The organism is Pseudomonas putida NBRC 14164, assembly GCF_000412675.1.
In the GTDB taxonomy this organism is placed as follows: domain Bacteria; phylum Pseudomonadota; class Gammaproteobacteria; order Pseudomonadales; family Pseudomonadaceae; genus Aquipseudomonas; species Aquipseudomonas putida.
Genome location: NC_021505.1, coordinates 1,822,154 through 1,837,074 on the forward strand (window position 1 = coordinate 1,822,154; position 14,921 = coordinate 1,837,074).

A 14,921-nucleotide genomic window follows, 5' to 3' on the forward strand; every position below is an offset into this window, starting at 1 on the left:
TGGCTCTCGCCGATCAGTCCCCTAATCGAGGGTGACCAAGCATGCAAGAAAGCGTGATGCAGCGCATGTGGGATAGCGCCCACCTTTCAGGTGGTAACGCTGCATATGTGGAAGAGCTCTACGAGCTCTACCTGCACGACCCTAACGCTGTGCCAGAAGAGTGGCGCACTTACTTCCAGAAGTTGCCAGCCGACGGCAGCACCGCTACTGATGTATCGCACTCGACAATCCGCGACCATTTCGTACTGCTGGCAAAGAACCAGCGCCGCGCCCAACCGGTATCCGCCGGGAGCGTGAGCAGTGAACACGAGAAGAAGCAGGTTGAAGTTCTGCGACTGATCCAGGCCTATCGTATGCGCGGCCATCAGGCTGCCAAGCTTGACCCGTTGGGGTTGTGGCAGCGTCCAGCGCCCGTAGACCTGTCGATCAATCACTACGGCTTGACCAATGCCGATCTTGATACGACCTTCCGTGCCGGCGACCTGTTCATCGGCAAAGAGGAGGCGAGCCTACGCGACATCTTCGATGCACTCCAGAAGACATATTGTCGCACCATTGGCGCCGAATTCACCCACATCGTCGATTCCGAGCAGCGCAGCTGGTTCCAGCAGCGTCTGGAAAGCGTGCGCGGTCGTCCGGAGTTTTCCGCTGACGTGCAGGCTCACCTGCTCGAGCGCGTGACTGCCGGTGAGGGCCTGGAAAAGTACCTGGGCACCAAGTACCCGGGCACCAAGCGCTTCGGCCTTGAAGGCGGCGAGAGCCTGATCCCGATGCTGGATGAAATGATCCAGCGTTCCGGTTCTTACGGCACCAAGGAAGTCGTGATCGGCATGGCCCACCGTGGCCGCCTGAACGTACTGGTGAACACCTTCGGCAAGAACCCGCGCGAGCTGTTCGACGAGTTCGAAGGCAAGAAGATGAACGAGCTGGGCTCCGGTGACGTGAAGTATCACCAGGGCTTCTCCTCGAACGTGATGACCACCGGTGGCGAAGTTCACCTGGCCATGGCGTTCAACCCGTCCCACCTGGAAATCGTCTCGCCAGTGGTTGAAGGTTCGGTGCGCGCCCGTCAGGACCGTCGCAACGACACCGTCGGCGACAAGGTGCTGCCGATCTCGATCCACGGCGACGCAGCATTCGCCGGCCAGGGCGTGGTCATGGAAACCTTCCAGATGTCGCAGACCCGCGGTTTCAAGACCGGCGGTACCGTGCACATCGTGATCAACAACCAGGTTGGTTTCACCATCAGCAACCCGCTGGACGCGCGCTCCACCGAGTACGCCACCGACGTTGCCAAGATGATCCAGGCGCCGATCCTGCACGTGAACGGCGATGACCCGGAAGCAGTGCTGTTCGTCACCCAGCTGGCCATCGATTACCGCATGCAGTTCAAGCGTGACGTGGTCATCGACCTGGTCTGCTACCGTCGTCGCGGCCACAACGAGGCTGACGAACCGAACGGCACCCAGCCGCTGATGTACCAGCAGATCAGCAAGCAGCGCACTACCCGTGAGCTGTATGCCGAGGCGCTGATCCAGGCCGGTCGTATCGACGCCGAACGCGCTCAGGCCAAGATCGACGAGTACCGCAACGCGCTGGACAATGGCCTGCACGTTGTGAAAAGCCTGGTCAAGGAACCGAACCGCGAGCTGTTCGTCGACTGGCGTCCGTACCTGGGCCACGCCTGGACTGCGCGTCACGACACCCGCTTCGACCTCAAGACCCTGCAAGACCTGTCGGCCAAGCTGCTGGAACTGCCAGAAGGCTTCGTCGTTCAGCGTCAGGTCTCGAAGATCTACGAAGATCGCCAGAAGATGCAGGCCGGTGGCTTGCCGATCAACTGGGGTTATGCAGAGACCATGGCCTACGCCACCCTGCAGTTCGAAGGTCACCCGATCCGCATGACCGGCCAGGACATCGGCCGTGGCACCTTCTCGCACCGTCACGCGGTGTTGCACAACCAGAAGGACGCCAGCACCTACATTCCGCTGCAGAACCTGTTCCCGGGCCAGCCGCGCTTCGACCTGTACGACTCCTTCCTGTCGGAAGAAGCGGTGCTGGCCTTCGAATACGGCTATTCCACCACCACGCCGAACGCGCTGGTGATCTGGGAAGCCCAGTTCGGCGACTTCGCCAACGGTGCGCAAGTGGTGATCGACCAGTTCATCACCAGCGGTGAGCACAAGTGGGGCCGCCTGTGCGGTCTGACCATGCTGCTGCCACACGGTTACGAAGGGCAGGGCCCGGAGCACTCCTCCGCGCGTCTGGAGCGTTACCTGCAGCTGTGCGCCGAGCACAACATCCAGGTCTGCGTACCGACCACTCCGGCACAGATCTACCACCTGCTGCGTCGCCAGGTCATCCGCCCGCTGCGCAAGCCGCTGGTAGTCCTGACGCCGAAGTCGCTGCTGCGCCACAAGCTGGCCATCTCGACCCTGGAAGAACTGGCAGAAGGCTCGTTCCAGACCGTGATCCCGGAAATCGACGCAATCGATCCGGCCAAGGTCGAGCGCCTGGTGCTGTGCAGCGGCAAGGTTTACTACGACCTGCTGGAAAAACGCCGTGCCGAAGGCCGCGAAGACATCGCCATCCTGCGTCTCGAGCAGCTGTACCCGTTCCCGGAAGACGACCTGGTCGAAATCCTGGCGCAATACAGCAACCTCAAGCACGCCGTATGGTGCCAGGAAGAGCCGATGAACCAGGGCGCCTGGTACAGCAGCCAGCACCACATGCGCCGTATCCTGGGCCGCCACAACAAGGCACTGGTCCTGGAATACGCCGGTCGCGACGCGTCTGCCGCACCAGCCTGTGGTTACGCTTCGAAGCACGCCGAACAGCAGGAAAAACTGCTGCAAGACGCCTTCACTGTCTAACGCCTTCGCGCACCTGAAACCGAATTTAAGGAAACACAGATAATGGCTATCGAGATCAAAGCCCCAACCTTCCCGGAATCGGTTGCCGATGGCACCGTTGCCACCTGGCACAAGAAGCCGGGCGACGCCGTCAAGCGTGACGAGCTGATCGTCGACATCGAGACCGACAAGGTTGTCCTGGAAGTACTGGCTACCGCCGATGGCGTGCTGGGCGACATCGTCAAGGGCGAGGGCGACACCGTCCTGTCCGACGAACTGCTGGGTTCGATCGTTGAAGGCGGTGCTGCCGCTGCTCCAGCCGCCGCAGCCGCTCCTGCGGCTGCACCGGCTGCCGCTGCCGCCGATGCTGGTGAAGATGACCCGGTTGCTGCCCCGGCCGCCCGCAAGCTGGCTGAAGAAAACGGCATCGACCTGGCTTCCGTTGCCGGTACCGGTAAAGGCGGTCGCGTCACCAAGGAAGACGTGGTTGCTGCTGTTGCCAACAAGAAGTCGGCACCTGCCGCTGCCCCGGCTGCCAAGCCTGCCGCTGCTGCTGCCCCGGTTGTCGTCGCTGCTGGCGACCGCACCGAGAAGCGCGTGCCGATGACCCGCCTGCGTGCCAAGATCGCCGAGCGTCTGGTCGAAGCCCAGTCCAACATGGCGATGCTGACCACCTTCAACGAAGTGGACATGACCGAAGTCATGGCCCTGCGTTCGAAGTACAAGGACCTGTTCGAGAAGACCCACAATGGCGTGCGCCTGGGCTTCATGTCGTTCTTCGTCAAGGCTGCTACCGAAGCCCTGAAGCGCTTCCCGGCGGTCAACGCCTCGATCGACGGCAACGACATCGTCTACCACGGCTTCGCCGACGTCGGCGTTGCCGTGTCCAGCGACCGTGGCCTGGTGGTACCGGTACTGCGTAACGCCGAATCGATGAGCCTGGCTGAAATCGAGAACGGCATCGCCACCTTCGGCAAGAAGGCCCGTGACGGCAAGCTGTCCATCGAAGAGATGACCGGTGGCACCTTCACCATCACCAACGGTGGTACCTTCGGTTCGATGATGTCGACCCCGATCGTCAACCCGCCGCAGGCCGCCATCCTCGGCATGCACAACATCATCCAGCGCCCGATGGCCATCAATGGTCAGGTCGTGATTCGCCCGATGATGTACCTGGCGCTGTCGTACGATCACCGCCTGATCGACGGCAAGGAAGCGGTAACCTTCCTGGTCACTATCAAGAACCTGCTGGAAGATCCGTCCCGCCTGCTGCTGGACATCTAACCCTCTGGCTGCGTACCGTGCCGGCCTTGGCTTCGCGAGAAGCCATGCCGCGCGGTTCGCGGCTTGTAGCTAGTTGCTGATAAGGAATCTTTTATGACCCAGAAATTCGACGTAGTGGTGATTGGTGCAGGTCCTGGCGGCTATGTAGCTGCCATCAAGGCTGCCCAACTTGGTCTGAAGACTGCCTGTATCGAGAAGTACACTGACGCCGAGGGCAAGCTGGCCCTGGGCGGCACCTGCCTGAACGTAGGTTGCATTCCTTCCAAGGCGCTGCTGGACAGCTCCTGGAAGTACAAGGAAGCCAAAGAGAGCTTCAACGTCCACGGTATCTCCACTGGTGAAGTGAAGATGGACGTTGCCGCGATGGTTGGCCGCAAGGCTGGCATCGTCAAGAACCTGACCGGTGGCGTTGCCACCCTGTTCAAGGCCAACGGCGTTACTTCGATCCAGGGCCACGGCAAGCTGCTGGCTGGCAAGAAAGTCGAAGTCACCAAGGCTGACGGCACCACCGAAATCATCGAAGCCGACAACGTGATCCTGGCTTCCGGCTCGCGCCCGATCGACATTCCACCGGCTCCGGTCGACCAGAACGTCATCGTCGACTCCACCGGCGCCCTGGAATTCCAGACCGTACCGAAGCGCCTGGGCGTTATCGGTGCCGGCGTGATCGGCCTGGAGCTGGGCTCGGTATGGGCTCGCCTGGGTGCTGAAGTCACCGTCCTGGAAGCCCTGGACACCTTCCTGATGGCTGCCGACACTGCCGTGTCGAAAGAAGCCCAGAAGACCCTGACCAAGCAAGGCCTGGACATCAAGCTGGGCGCTCGGGTTACTGGCTCGAAAGTCAACGGCAACGAAGTCGAAGTGACCTACACCAACGCCGAAGGCGAGCAGAAGATCACCTTCGACAAGCTGATCGTTGCGGTCGGCCGTCGCCCTGTAACCACCGACCTGCTGGCTTCCGACAGCGGCGTGACCATCGACGAGCGTGGCTACATCTTCGTCGACGATCACTGCGCCACCAGCGTTCCGGGCGTGTTCGCCATCGGTGACGTGGTACGCGGCATGATGCTGGCCCACAAGGCCTCGGAAGAGGGCATCATGGTTGTCGAGCGCATCAAGGGCCACAAGGCCCAGATGAACTACGACCTGATCCCGTCGGTTATCTACACCCACCCGGAAATTGCATGGGTCGGCAAGACCGAACAGTCCTTGAAGGCCGAGGGTGTTGAGGTTAACGTAGGCACCTTCCCGTTCGCGGCCAGCGGCCGTGCGATGGCAGCCAACGACACCGGTGGTTTCGTCAAGGTCATCGCCGATGCCAAGACCGACCGCGTTCTGGGTGTACACGTGATTGGCCCATCGGCTGCCGAACTGGTGCAGCAGGGTGCAATCGCAATGGAATTCGGCACCAGTGCCGAGGATCTGGGCATGATGGTCTTCAGCCATCCAACCCTGTCCGAAGCGTTGCATGAAGCAGCGCTGGCGGTGAATGGCGGCGCCATTCACGTGGCCAACCGTAAGAAGCGTTAATTATAAGAAACCACGGCGGGCAGCCCGTCGTGAGTCTTGCGTGCATGACTCACCGCGGAACGTCCGCCGGACCGGATCACACGGGAAAACCCGGGGTCAACGGTCACAGGTGGTGCGGCGCCAGTAATGGCGCAGCGCCGAAGCGCAGTACCTAACGAAGACGGTAAAAAGCATGAATCTTCACGAGTATCAGGGTAAGCAGCTGTTCGCTGAATACGGCCTGCCAGTTTCCAAGGGTTTCGCAGTCGATACCCCTGAAGCTGCAGCAGAAGCTTGCGACAAGATCGGCGGTTCCGAGTGGGTTGTAAAAGCCCAGGTTCACGCAGGTGGTCGCGGTAAAGCGGGCGGCGTCAAGCTGGTTCGCAGCAAGGAAGACGCCAAGGCGTTCGCTGCGCAATGGTTGGGCAAGCGCCTGGTAACCTACCAGACCGACGCCAACGGTCAGCCAGTGACCAAGATCCTGGTCGAATCCTGCACTGACATCGCCAAAGAGCTGTACCTGGGCGCTGTAGTCGATCGCTCGAGCCGCCGTATCGTGTTCATGGCCTCCACCGAAGGTGGTGTGGACATCGAGAAAGTCGCTCACGAAACTCCTGAGAAGATCATCAAGGCTACTATCGATCCACTGGTCGGCGCTCAGCCGTTCCAGGGTCGTGAACTGGCATTCCAGCTGGGTCTGGAAGGCAAGCAAGTTGCGCAGTTCGCCAAGATTTTCGTAGGCCTGGCCAAGCTGTTCAAAGAACACGACCTGGCCCTGCTGGAAGTCAACCCGCTGGTCATCAAGGCCGACGGCGACCTGCACTGCCTGGATGCGAAGATCAACATCGACGCAAACGCCATGTACCGTCAGCCTAAGCTGAAAACCTTCCACGACCCGTCGCAGGACGATCCTCGTGAAGCCCACGCTGCCAGCTTCGAGCTGAACTACGTGGCCCTGGAAGGCAACATCGGCTGCATGGTCAACGGTGCCGGCCTGGCCATGGGTACCATGGACATCGTCAACCTGCATGGCGGCAAGCCAGCCAACTTCCTCGACGTTGGCGGCGGTGCTACCAAAGAGCGCGTTACCGAAGCCTTCAAGATCATTCTGTCCGACAGCAATGTCGCGGCCGTTCTGGTCAACATCTTCGGCGGCATCGTTCGTTGCGACATGATTGCCGAAGGCATCATCGGTGCAGTGAAAGAAGTCGGCGTTAAGGTTCCGGTTGTGGTTCGCCTCGAAGGCAACAACGCCGAACTGGGCGCTAAAGTACTGGCAGAAAGCGGTTTGAACATCATTGCGGCAACCAGCCTGACCGACGCTGCTCAACAAGTTGTCAAAGCTGCGGAGGGCAAGTAATGAGCGTCCTGATCAATAAAGACACCAAAGTCATCTGCCAGGGCTTCACCGGCTCGCAGGGTACTTTCCACTCCGAACAAGCCATCGCCTACGGCACCAAGATGGTCGGCGGCGTAACCCCAGGCAAGGGTGGCACCACCCACCTGGGCCTGCCGGTGTTCAACACCGTCAAGGAAGCCGTGGAAGCTACCGGCGCTGACGCTTCGGTCATCTACGTACCGGCTCCATTCTGCAAAGACTCGATCCTGGAAGCTGCCTTCGGCGGCATCAAGCTGATCGTCTGCATCACCGAAGGCATTCCTACCCTGGACATGCTGGATGCCAAGGTCAAGTGCGACGAGCTGGGCGTGACCCTGATCGGCCCTAACTGCCCAGGTGTCATCACCCCGGGCGAGTGCAAGATCGGTATCATGCCAGGCCACATCCACCTGCCAGGCAAGGTCGGTATCGTTTCGCGCTCCGGCACCCTGACCTACGAAGCTGTGAAGCAGACCACCGACGCCGGCTTCGGCCAGTCGACCTGCGTCGGCATCGGCGGTGACCCGATCCCGGGCTCCAACTTCATCGACATCCTGAAGCTGTTCCAGGAAGACCCGAAGACCGAAGCGATCGTGATGATCGGTGAGATCGGCGGTTCGGCTGAAGAAGAAGCCGCGGCCTACATCAAGGCCCACGTGACCAAGCCAGTCGTTTCCTACATCGCCGGTGTTACTGCACCTGCGGGCAAGCGCATGGGCCACGCTGGCGCCATCATTTCCGGCGGCAAAGGCACTGCGGACGAGAAGTTCGCCGCCCTGCAGGACGCTGGTGTGAAGACCGTGCGTTCGCTGGCTGACATCGGCAAGGCCCTGGCCGAGCTGACTGGCTGGGAAGCCAAGAAGTAATACTGCTACACCCCCCACGCGCACAGAGGCCACCTTCGGGTGGCCTTTGTCGTTGTTGCGCCGGGTATTTTATCGACATGGAACATTCGATAGTTCCTATCAGGTTTTTCCACCAGACATTCACGCTAATTGGCAATAAATTATCGCTTGGCACAGATATCCAGACGACAAACATGTACGCACATCGGACAAGCAGCACTGTAACAGTGCGTTTGTCGGGTAAAACGGTTAATCTACGCGCCACTCTGTGCCCGCTCCCCAAAAGGGAACGACACGCTAAACGGGTCTGGCCTATCAAGCCGGGCAGCATTTCCCTCACCCCTGGGGAAATCCCTTCTCGAATCCCGATTTCAGCAGTGTGGTACTACCTTAAATGAAAGTTCTCAAAGGCCAGGATATCCTGGCGCTTGGCTTTATGACGTTTGCGCTTTTCGTTGGCGCGGGCAATATCATCTTCCCGCCTATCGTCGGTCTGCAGTCCGGCCCGCACGTCTGGATGGCAGCACTAGGCTTCCTGGTGACCGCCGTGGGTCTGCCGGTCATCACCGTGGTCGCCCTGGCCAAGGTCGGTGGCGGCATGGATGCCCTGAGCAGCCCGATCGGCAAATTCTTCGGCGGCCTGCTGGCGGCTGTGTGCTACCTGTCGGTCGGCCCGCTGTTCGCCACCCCGCGTACGGCGACCGTGTCGTTCGAAGTAGGTGTTGCACCGCTGACCGGTGAAAGCCCGTTGGCGCTGTTCATCTACAGCCTGGTGTACTTCGCCGTGGTGCTGGCCGTGTCCATGTATCCGGGCAAGCTGCTCGACACCGTCGGCCGCTTCCTGGCACCGTTGAAGATCATCGCCTTGGCCGTGCTGGGCATCGCTGCCTTCGCGCTGCCGGCCGGCACCATTGGTGAAGCACAGCCGGCCTATGCCGCCGCCGCGTTCTCCAAGGGCTTCTCCGATGGCTACCTGACCATGGATACCCTGGGTGCGCTGGTGTTCGGTATCGTCATCGTCAACGCCATCCGCTCGCGCGGTGTCACGTCGCCGAAGCTGATCACCCGCTACGCCATCATCGCCGGCCTGATCGCCGGTGTCGGCCTGGCCCTGGTGTACATCAGCCTGTTCCGCCTGGGTGCCGGCAGCCACGATATCGCGGCTGACGCTACCAACGGTGCGGCGGTACTGCATGCCTACGTGCAGCACACCTTCGGCTCGCTGGGCAGCGGCTTCCTCGCCGTACTCATCGCCCTGGCTTGCCTGGTGACTGCGGTTGGCCTGACCTGCGCCTGTGCCGAGTACTTCAGCCAGATCTTGCCGCTGTCGTACCGTGCGCTGGTAGTGATCCTGGCAGGCTCCTCGCTGCTGATCTCCAACTTGGGTCTGACCAAGCTGATCATGTTCTCGATCCCGGTACTCACTGCCATCTACCCACCGTGCATCGTGGTGGTGGGCCTGAGCTTCGTGAAAGACCTGTGGAACTCGCCGACCCGCATCCTGGCACCGGTGATGCTGGTGTCGCTGTTGTTCGGCATGGTCGACGCAATCAAGGGCAGCAGCATTGCCCACGTGCTGCCGGACTTCATGGCGCACTTGCCGCTGAGCGACCAGGGCCTTGCCTGGTTGGTGCCTTCGGTGGTGACCCTGGTTGGTGCCGTGGCCTGCGACCGCATGCTTGGCAAGCCGCGCGAGGCGCTGGCCTGACCTGAAAAGTTGAAGCCTGAGGGCGGCACCGGCCACAAGCCGAAGGGTGCTCGCCAAGGGTCTAGACGCGAAAGCCCCGCATCCGGAAGGACGCGGGGCTTTTTTTGGGCAACCCCTTCGCCTTGCGCTCCTGCAGCTGATTGCGCCAGCCATGCACATTTCGCTGTGCAGCTGTGTCTTTTGCCGCTTGCCAGCGTCGAAACCTGATCCCTATCCTCTAGGCATCTGGCCCTTTCGGGAACCCTGCATGAACTTCATCCAAACCAACCTCAACAACCTGCTGGCTATCGCCTGGTTTGCCCTGTGCTGGGGTGGCTATACCCGCTATGCCATCTGGAAGGGGCGCGACACCGCGTGCCTGGCCAGCGTGTTGCACCTGTACCGTGAGGACTGGATGCGCCGCATGCTGCTGCGCGACAACCGTATCGCCGATGCCAGCGTGATCGGCAACCTCGAACGCAACGCGTCGTTCTTTGCCTCCAGCACGCTGATCATCCTCGCCGGCATCCTTACCGTGCTCGGTGCCTCCGACCGGGCGCTGTCGCTGCTGGCCGACTTGCCGCTGGTGCAGCAGACCTCCCAGGGCATGTCGGAGATCAAGCTGCTGTGCCTGGCCACGGTCTTCGTCTACGCGTTTTTCACGTTCAGCTGGTGCATGCGCCAATACAACTTTGCAGCGGTGCTGGTGGGTTCGGCGCCCATGATCGGAGAGCGGCTGGTCAACGAACTGGAGCGCAAGGCATTCGCCTCGCGGGCTGCGCGGGTATTGTCGCTTGCCGCCAACCAGTTCAACCTGGGCCTGCGTTCGTATTACTTCGGCATGGCCATGTTGAGCTGGTTCATCAGCCCGTGGTTGTTCATGGCCATGAGCGTGGGGGTCGTGTTGATTCTCTACCGTCGCGAGTTCCATTCGGATGTGCTGGATGTGATGGTGTTCACGCCCACGGAAAGTGTGCCGGGTGAACCGGCCCGGGAAAGTACGGTCACGGGTAACTGAAACGTTTAATCCGTAAATTGCAGGTACAAAAAAACCCGACAGTGTCGGGTTTTTTTGTTTTAGCCAATTACTGCTTGGCAGGTTCTGCCGGAGCAGTTTCTGGCGCAGGGGTAGCTGGCGCGGCTTCCGGAGCCGGAGTAGCCGGAGCGGCTTCTTCGGCAGCCTTCTGCTCGGCTTCAGCCTGATCTTTGGCGGCTTCAGCGTTTTCCTTGGCGGCTTCGTTCATTTTATCCTGAGCTTCGCCCGCTTTCTCCTGGGCTTGCTCGGCGTGTTGCTGTGCGTCCTGGGCTTTGTCTTCGCTCGCTTTATCGCAAGCGGCCAGGCCCATGGCAGCGGCCAGCATCAGAGCAAAAGCAAAAGGTTTACGCATGGGGGTGTTTCTCCTTGGTGGAATAAGTGACTTGTTCCTTCGAGTGCAACTACGCGGAATAAGTTCCGCGAAGATTACAGATATATAACGCCCCGTTCTATATAGACTTTTTAACATTTTTATGCCGCTGCGGCAGTGCGGGTGGAAACAGCGAATGAGCGATTCAACCTTGATGGCCATGGCCGAGCGTTTTCTCTCGGCCCTTAAACATTGCCAGTTGCTGAACATGCGTGTGGCCCAGGCCGATGGCAATGGCATGACCCTGGTATTGCCCTGGTCGCCGGCCATTGTCGGCAACCCGCAAACGGGCGCGGTACATGGCGGGGCGCTGACCACGCTGATGGATACCACCTGCGGCATGGCCACCCTCTGCGTGCTGCCGCGCTTCGAGGTGTGCCCGACACTGGATCTGCGCATCGACTACATGCACCCGGCCGAAGCCGGCAAGGCCATCTACGGCCACGCCCAGTGCTACCGGGTTACCCGCGACGTGATCTTCACCCGTGGCACCGCCTACCAGGACGACCCCGACCAGCCGATCTGCCAGGTGGTGGGGACCTTCATGCGCCTGGGCCAGGAGATCAAGGGCGGTATCCGGTTCGGCAATAACCTGAAGGAGGGAGGCGCATGATTCCGTACGCGGTTCGCCAGCAACTCAACGCCGCCCACGCGGTCGGTGATTACCGGCCATTGCTGGCACTGATTCCCTACGCAGGGCTGATTGGCATCGAATGCGAGCGTCAGGGCGATGACCTTCTGTTCCGCCTCCCAGCAAACCCCGACAACATCGGCAACCCGTTGCTGCCCGCCATCCATGGTGGCGTGATTGCGGGTTTCATGGAGCTGTCCGCCGCGCTGTACCTGCTGATCTACAGCGAAAGCGCGAGTATCCCGAAGGTGATCGATTTTTCCATCGACTACCTGCGCGCTGGGCATTTTCGCGATACCTACGCCCAATGCCAGCTGTGGCGCCAGGGCCGCCGGGTGACCAATGTGGCCATTACCGCATGGCAGGGCGACAGGCAGGCGCCAATTGCCACCGCCCGTGCGCATTTCAAGATCGAGCCGGAAAAGCCCTTGAAATCATCCGGGCAGCCCCCATCTGAATGACATCCGCCATTAACGCAGGCCGAACCGGCCGCCAGGCGCCACTGCAATCAGATCGGAGTTTCGAAGACCATGACTGTGGAAACACAAAAGGAAACGCTGGGCTTCCAGACCGAGGTAAAGCAACTGCTGCACCTCATGATTCATTCGCTTTACTCGAACAAGGAAATCTTCCTGCGGGAACTGATTTCCAACGCCTCCGACGCGGTGGACAAACTGCGGTTCGAAGCCCTGGCCAAGCCAGAGTTGCTTGAAGGTGGCGATGAACTGAAAATTCGCCTGAGCTTCGACAAGGATGCCGGTACCGTTACCCTTGAGGACAACGGCATCGGCATGAGCCGCGAAGACGTCATCGCTCACCTGGGCACCATCGCCAAGTCAGGCACCGCCGACTTCATGAAGAACCTCACCGGTGACCAGAAGAAGGACTCGCACCTGATCGGTCAGTTCGGTGTGGGCTTCTACTCCGCGTTCATCGTGGCCGACAAGGTCGACGTGTACAGCCGTCGCGCCGGTCAGCCTGCTGCCGAAGGCGTGCACTGGTCGTCGAAAGGCGAGGGCGAGTTTGAAGTCGCCACCATCGACAAGCCACAGCGCGGTACCCGTATCGTCCTGCACCTGAAGCAGGAAGAGAAAGAGTTCGCCGATGGCTGGCGCCTGCGCAACGTGGTCAAGAAGTATTCCGACCACATCGCCCTGCCTATCCAGCTGCCGAAGGAGCAGGCTGCCGCCGAAGGCGAAGAGCAGCCAGCCGAAGAGTGGGAAACCGTCAACCGTGCCAGCGCCCTGTGGACCCGTCCGCGTACCGAGATCAAGGACGAGGAATACCAGGAGTTCTACAAGCACATCGGCCATGACTTCGAAAACCCGCTGGCTTGGAGCCACAACAAGGTCGAAGGCAAGCTCGAATACAACTCGCTGCTGTACGTGCCGGCCCGTGCACCGTTCGACCTGTACCAGCGCGAAGCGTCGCGCGGCCTGAAGCTGTACGTGCAGCGCGTGTTCATCATGGAACAGGCCGAATCGTTCCTGCCGCTGTACCTGCGCTTCATCAAAGGTGTGGTCGACTCCAACGACCTGTCGCTGAACGTGTCCCGCGAAATCCTGCAGAAAGACCCGATCATCGAGTCGATGAAGACCGCGCTGACCAAGCGCGTGCTGGACATGCTGGAGAAGCTCGCGAAGAACGAACCCGAGCAGTACAAGGGCTTCTGGAAAAACTTCGGCCAGGTGCTGAAGGAAGGCCCGGCCGAAGATTTCGCCAACAAGGAGAAGATCGCCGGCCTGCTGCGCTTCGCCTCTACCCACGACGACAGCGGCGAGCAGAGCGTTGCCCTGGCCGACTACCTGGCTCGCGCCAAGGAAGGCCAGGACAAGATCTACTACCTCACCGGCGAGTCGTACGCGCAGGTCAAGAACAGCCCGCACCTGGAAGTCTTCCGCAAGAAGGGCATCGAAGTGCTGCTGCTGACCGACCGTATCGACGAGTGGCTGATGAGCTACCTCAACGAGTTCGACGGCAAGGCTTTCGTCGACGTCGCCCGTGGCGACCTGGACCTGGGCAACCTGGATTCGGAAGAAGACAAGAAAGCCCAGGAAGAAGTCGCCAAGGACAAGGAAGGCCTGGTCGAGCGCCTGAAGGGCGCGCTGGGTGACAGCGTGGCCGACGTGCGCGTGTCGCACCGCCTGACCGACTCCCCGGCTATCCTGGCCATTGGCGAGCAGGACCTGGGCTTGCAGATGCGCCAGATTCTGGAAGCCAGCGGGCAGAAGGTACCGGAGTCCAAGCCAATCTTCGAGTTCAACCCAAGCCACCCGCTGATCGAGAAACTGGACAACGAGCAGAGCGAAGACCGCTTCGCCGAGCTGTCGCACATTCTGTTTGATCAGGCGGCCCTGGCGGCCGGTGACAGCTTGAAGGACCCGGCGGCCTACGTTCGTCGCCTGAACAAGCTGCTGGTAGAGCTGTCTGTTTAAGTTGATGTAAAGGAAAGCCCGCCTCGGCGGGCTTTTTTCATGGCGGGCTTTTTATCGAAAGTGCCTAAGGAGTGCTTGATGAGCAAGGTAATCGTCGAATCGCTGGTTTATCACCTGTCCGGCAAGGCTTACGAAAGCCGCCTGGTCTATGAGCCAGGGGCGCTGGGCCGCCCAGGCCTGGTGATGGCGCCGAACTGGATGGGCATTGGCGAAGGTGCCGAGCGCATCGCCAAGGAAGTGGCCGAGAAGGGTTATGTGGTGCTGATTGCCGACCTGTATGGCCAATCGGTGCGCCCGTCCAATGCCGACGAGGCCGGTGCGGCGATGATGCCGCTGAAAAACGACCGTGGCGAGTTGCGCAAGCGTATGCAGGAAGCCCTGGCGCAACTGCTGGGGCAGTCGAAGGCGCTGCTGGAGCCTGGCAAGGTTGCCACGTTCGGCTTCTGCTTCGGTGGCTGTTGTGCACTGGAGCTTGCTCGTAGTGGTGCCGACCTGCGTGCGGCGGTGTCGTTCCATGGCACCCTGGACACCCCGAAGCCTGAAGATGGCAAGCACATCAAGGGCTCGGTGCTGGTGTTGCATGGTGCATCCGACCCGTTGGTGCCGAAAGAGCAGTTGCCAGCGTTCGAGGAGGAGATGAACGCGGCCAAGGTAGACTGGCAGTTGCTGAGCTATGGCGGGGCGGTGCACTCGTTTACCGATCCGAATGCCAATGTGCCGGGCAAGATGCAGTATGACCGCCGCACCTCGGAACGGGCTTTCCGTGCGATGCACAACCTGCTGACAGAAGTGTTCCAGCGCTGATATAGCAGGGGGCGCCTTGCGCCCCATCGCCGGCAAGCCAGCTCCCACTGGTACAGCGTGCGCTGCTCTTTGTGGGAGCTGGCTTGCCGG

At 60.7% G+C, this 14,921-nt stretch carries 12 protein-coding genes; 11 read left to right on the forward strand and 1 reads right to left on the reverse strand.

Translation table 11 applies throughout. The features are described from left to right. The first annotated feature begins 41 nt into the window (after window positions 1-41). The 7 genes from PP4_RS08000 (at window position 42) to PP4_RS08030 (ending at window position 10,573) form a co-directional block, all read left to right on the forward strand. Window positions 42-2,873 carry a 2-oxoglutarate dehydrogenase E1 component gene (locus PP4_RS08000; protein ID WP_016498693.1) on the forward strand — a complete coding sequence of 944 codons (2,832 nt, stop codon included), beginning with the start codon at window positions 42-44 and terminating at the stop codon, window positions 2,871-2,873. Between the two features lie 42 nt (window positions 2,874-2,915). Then, entirely contained in the window at window positions 2,916-4,136 is a 1,221-nt protein-coding gene (odhB, locus tag PP4_RS08005; RefSeq protein ID WP_016498694.1) for a 2-oxoglutarate dehydrogenase complex dihydrolipoyllysine-residue succinyltransferase, read from the forward strand. A gap of 93 nt (window positions 4,137-4,229) precedes the next feature. After that, window positions 4,230-5,666: a dihydrolipoyl dehydrogenase gene (lpdA, locus tag PP4_RS08010; RefSeq protein ID WP_016498695.1), complete on the forward strand. Its 1,437-nt coding sequence runs from the start codon at window positions 4,230-4,232 to the stop codon at window positions 5,664-5,666. A 172-nt stretch (window positions 5,667-5,838) separates the two neighbouring features. Further along, entirely contained in the window at window positions 5,839-7,005 is a 1,167-nt protein-coding gene (gene sucC, locus PP4_RS08015) for an ADP-forming succinate--CoA ligase subunit beta (RefSeq protein WP_008091914.1), read from the forward strand. Then, entirely contained in the window at window positions 7,005-7,889 is an 885-nt protein-coding gene (sucD, locus tag PP4_RS08020; RefSeq protein ID WP_003254203.1) for a succinate--CoA ligase subunit alpha, read from the forward strand. The genes sucC and sucD overlap by 1 nt, the downstream gene beginning before the upstream one ends. Window positions 7,890-8,262: 373 nt before the next feature. Beyond that, window positions 8,263-9,576: a branched-chain amino acid transport system II carrier protein gene (gene brnQ, locus PP4_RS08025; RefSeq protein WP_016498696.1), complete on the forward strand. Its 1,314-nt coding sequence runs from the start codon at window positions 8,263-8,265 to the stop codon at window positions 9,574-9,576. Window positions 9,577-9,823: 247 nt separating this feature from the next. Further along, a complete protein-coding gene (locus PP4_RS08030; RefSeq protein ID WP_016498697.1) occupies window positions 9,824-10,573 on the forward strand; it encodes a DUF599 domain-containing protein in 750 nt (249 codons plus the stop codon). A gap of 67 nt (window positions 10,574-10,640) precedes the next feature. Here the strand turns inward: PP4_RS08030 and PP4_RS08035 are convergent, their stop codons facing one another. Next, the gene (locus PP4_RS08035; protein ID WP_016498698.1) at window positions 10,641-10,943 is read right to left on the reverse strand and encodes a hypothetical protein; all 303 of its coding nucleotides are present in this window, start codon (window positions 10,941-10,943) and stop codon (window positions 10,641-10,643) included. 154 nt (window positions 10,944-11,097) lie between these two features. Here PP4_RS08035 and PP4_RS08040 point away from each other — a divergent pair, with 154 nt between their 5' ends. From PP4_RS08040 to PP4_RS08055, 4 genes are all read left to right on the forward strand, one after another. Further along, the gene (locus PP4_RS08040; protein WP_041167656.1) at window positions 11,098-11,574 is read left to right on the forward strand and encodes a PaaI family thioesterase; all 477 of its coding nucleotides are present in this window, start codon (window positions 11,098-11,100) and stop codon (window positions 11,572-11,574) included. Then, window positions 11,571-12,053, forward strand: a complete 483-nt coding sequence (locus PP4_RS08045) for a PaaI family thioesterase (protein WP_016498700.1) — start codon at window positions 11,571-11,573, stop codon at window positions 12,051-12,053. Before PP4_RS08040 ends, PP4_RS08045 begins: the two co-directional genes overlap by 4 nt. A gap of 69 nt (window positions 12,054-12,122) precedes the next feature. Continuing rightward, the gene (gene htpG / locus PP4_RS08050; RefSeq protein ID WP_016498701.1) at window positions 12,123-14,027 is read left to right on the forward strand and encodes a molecular chaperone HtpG; all 1,905 of its coding nucleotides are present in this window, start codon (window positions 12,123-12,125) and stop codon (window positions 14,025-14,027) included. Window positions 14,028-14,105: 78 nt separating this feature from the next. Next, on the forward strand, window positions 14,106-14,831 hold the full coding sequence (locus PP4_RS08055) for a dienelactone hydrolase family protein (protein ID WP_016498702.1): 726 nt from the start codon (window positions 14,106-14,108) through the stop codon (window positions 14,829-14,831). Window positions 14,832-14,921: the final 90 nt, after the last annotated feature.

Coding starts and splice junctions, on each gene's coding strand:
- PP4_RS08000 (WP_016498693.1), top strand. CDS start 42: ATGCAAGAAAGCGTGATGCAGCGCATGTGGGATAGCGCCCACCTTTCA.
- odhB (WP_016498694.1), top strand. CDS start 2,916: ATGGCTATCGAGATCAAAGCCCCAACCTTCCCGGAATCGGTTGCCGAT.
- lpdA (WP_016498695.1), top strand. CDS start 4,230: ATGACCCAGAAATTCGACGTAGTGGTGATTGGTGCAGGTCCTGGCGGC.
- sucC (WP_008091914.1), top strand. CDS start 5,839: ATGAATCTTCACGAGTATCAGGGTAAGCAGCTGTTCGCTGAATACGGC.
- sucD (WP_003254203.1), top strand. CDS start 7,005: ATGAGCGTCCTGATCAATAAAGACACCAAAGTCATCTGCCAGGGCTTC.
- brnQ (WP_016498696.1), top strand. CDS start 8,263: ATGAAAGTTCTCAAAGGCCAGGATATCCTGGCGCTTGGCTTTATGACG.
- PP4_RS08030 (WP_016498697.1), top strand. CDS start 9,824: ATGAACTTCATCCAAACCAACCTCAACAACCTGCTGGCTATCGCCTGG.
- PP4_RS08035 (WP_016498698.1), bottom strand. CDS start 10,943: ATGCGTAAACCTTTTGCTTTTGCTCTGATGCTGGCCGCTGCCATGGGC.
- PP4_RS08040 (WP_041167656.1), top strand. CDS start 11,098: ATGAGCGATTCAACCTTGATGGCCATGGCCGAGCGTTTTCTCTCGGCC.
- PP4_RS08045 (WP_016498700.1), top strand. CDS start 11,571: ATGATTCCGTACGCGGTTCGCCAGCAACTCAACGCCGCCCACGCGGTC.
- htpG (WP_016498701.1), top strand. CDS start 12,123: ATGACTGTGGAAACACAAAAGGAAACGCTGGGCTTCCAGACCGAGGTA.
- PP4_RS08055 (WP_016498702.1), top strand. CDS start 14,106: ATGAGCAAGGTAATCGTCGAATCGCTGGTTTATCACCTGTCCGGCAAG.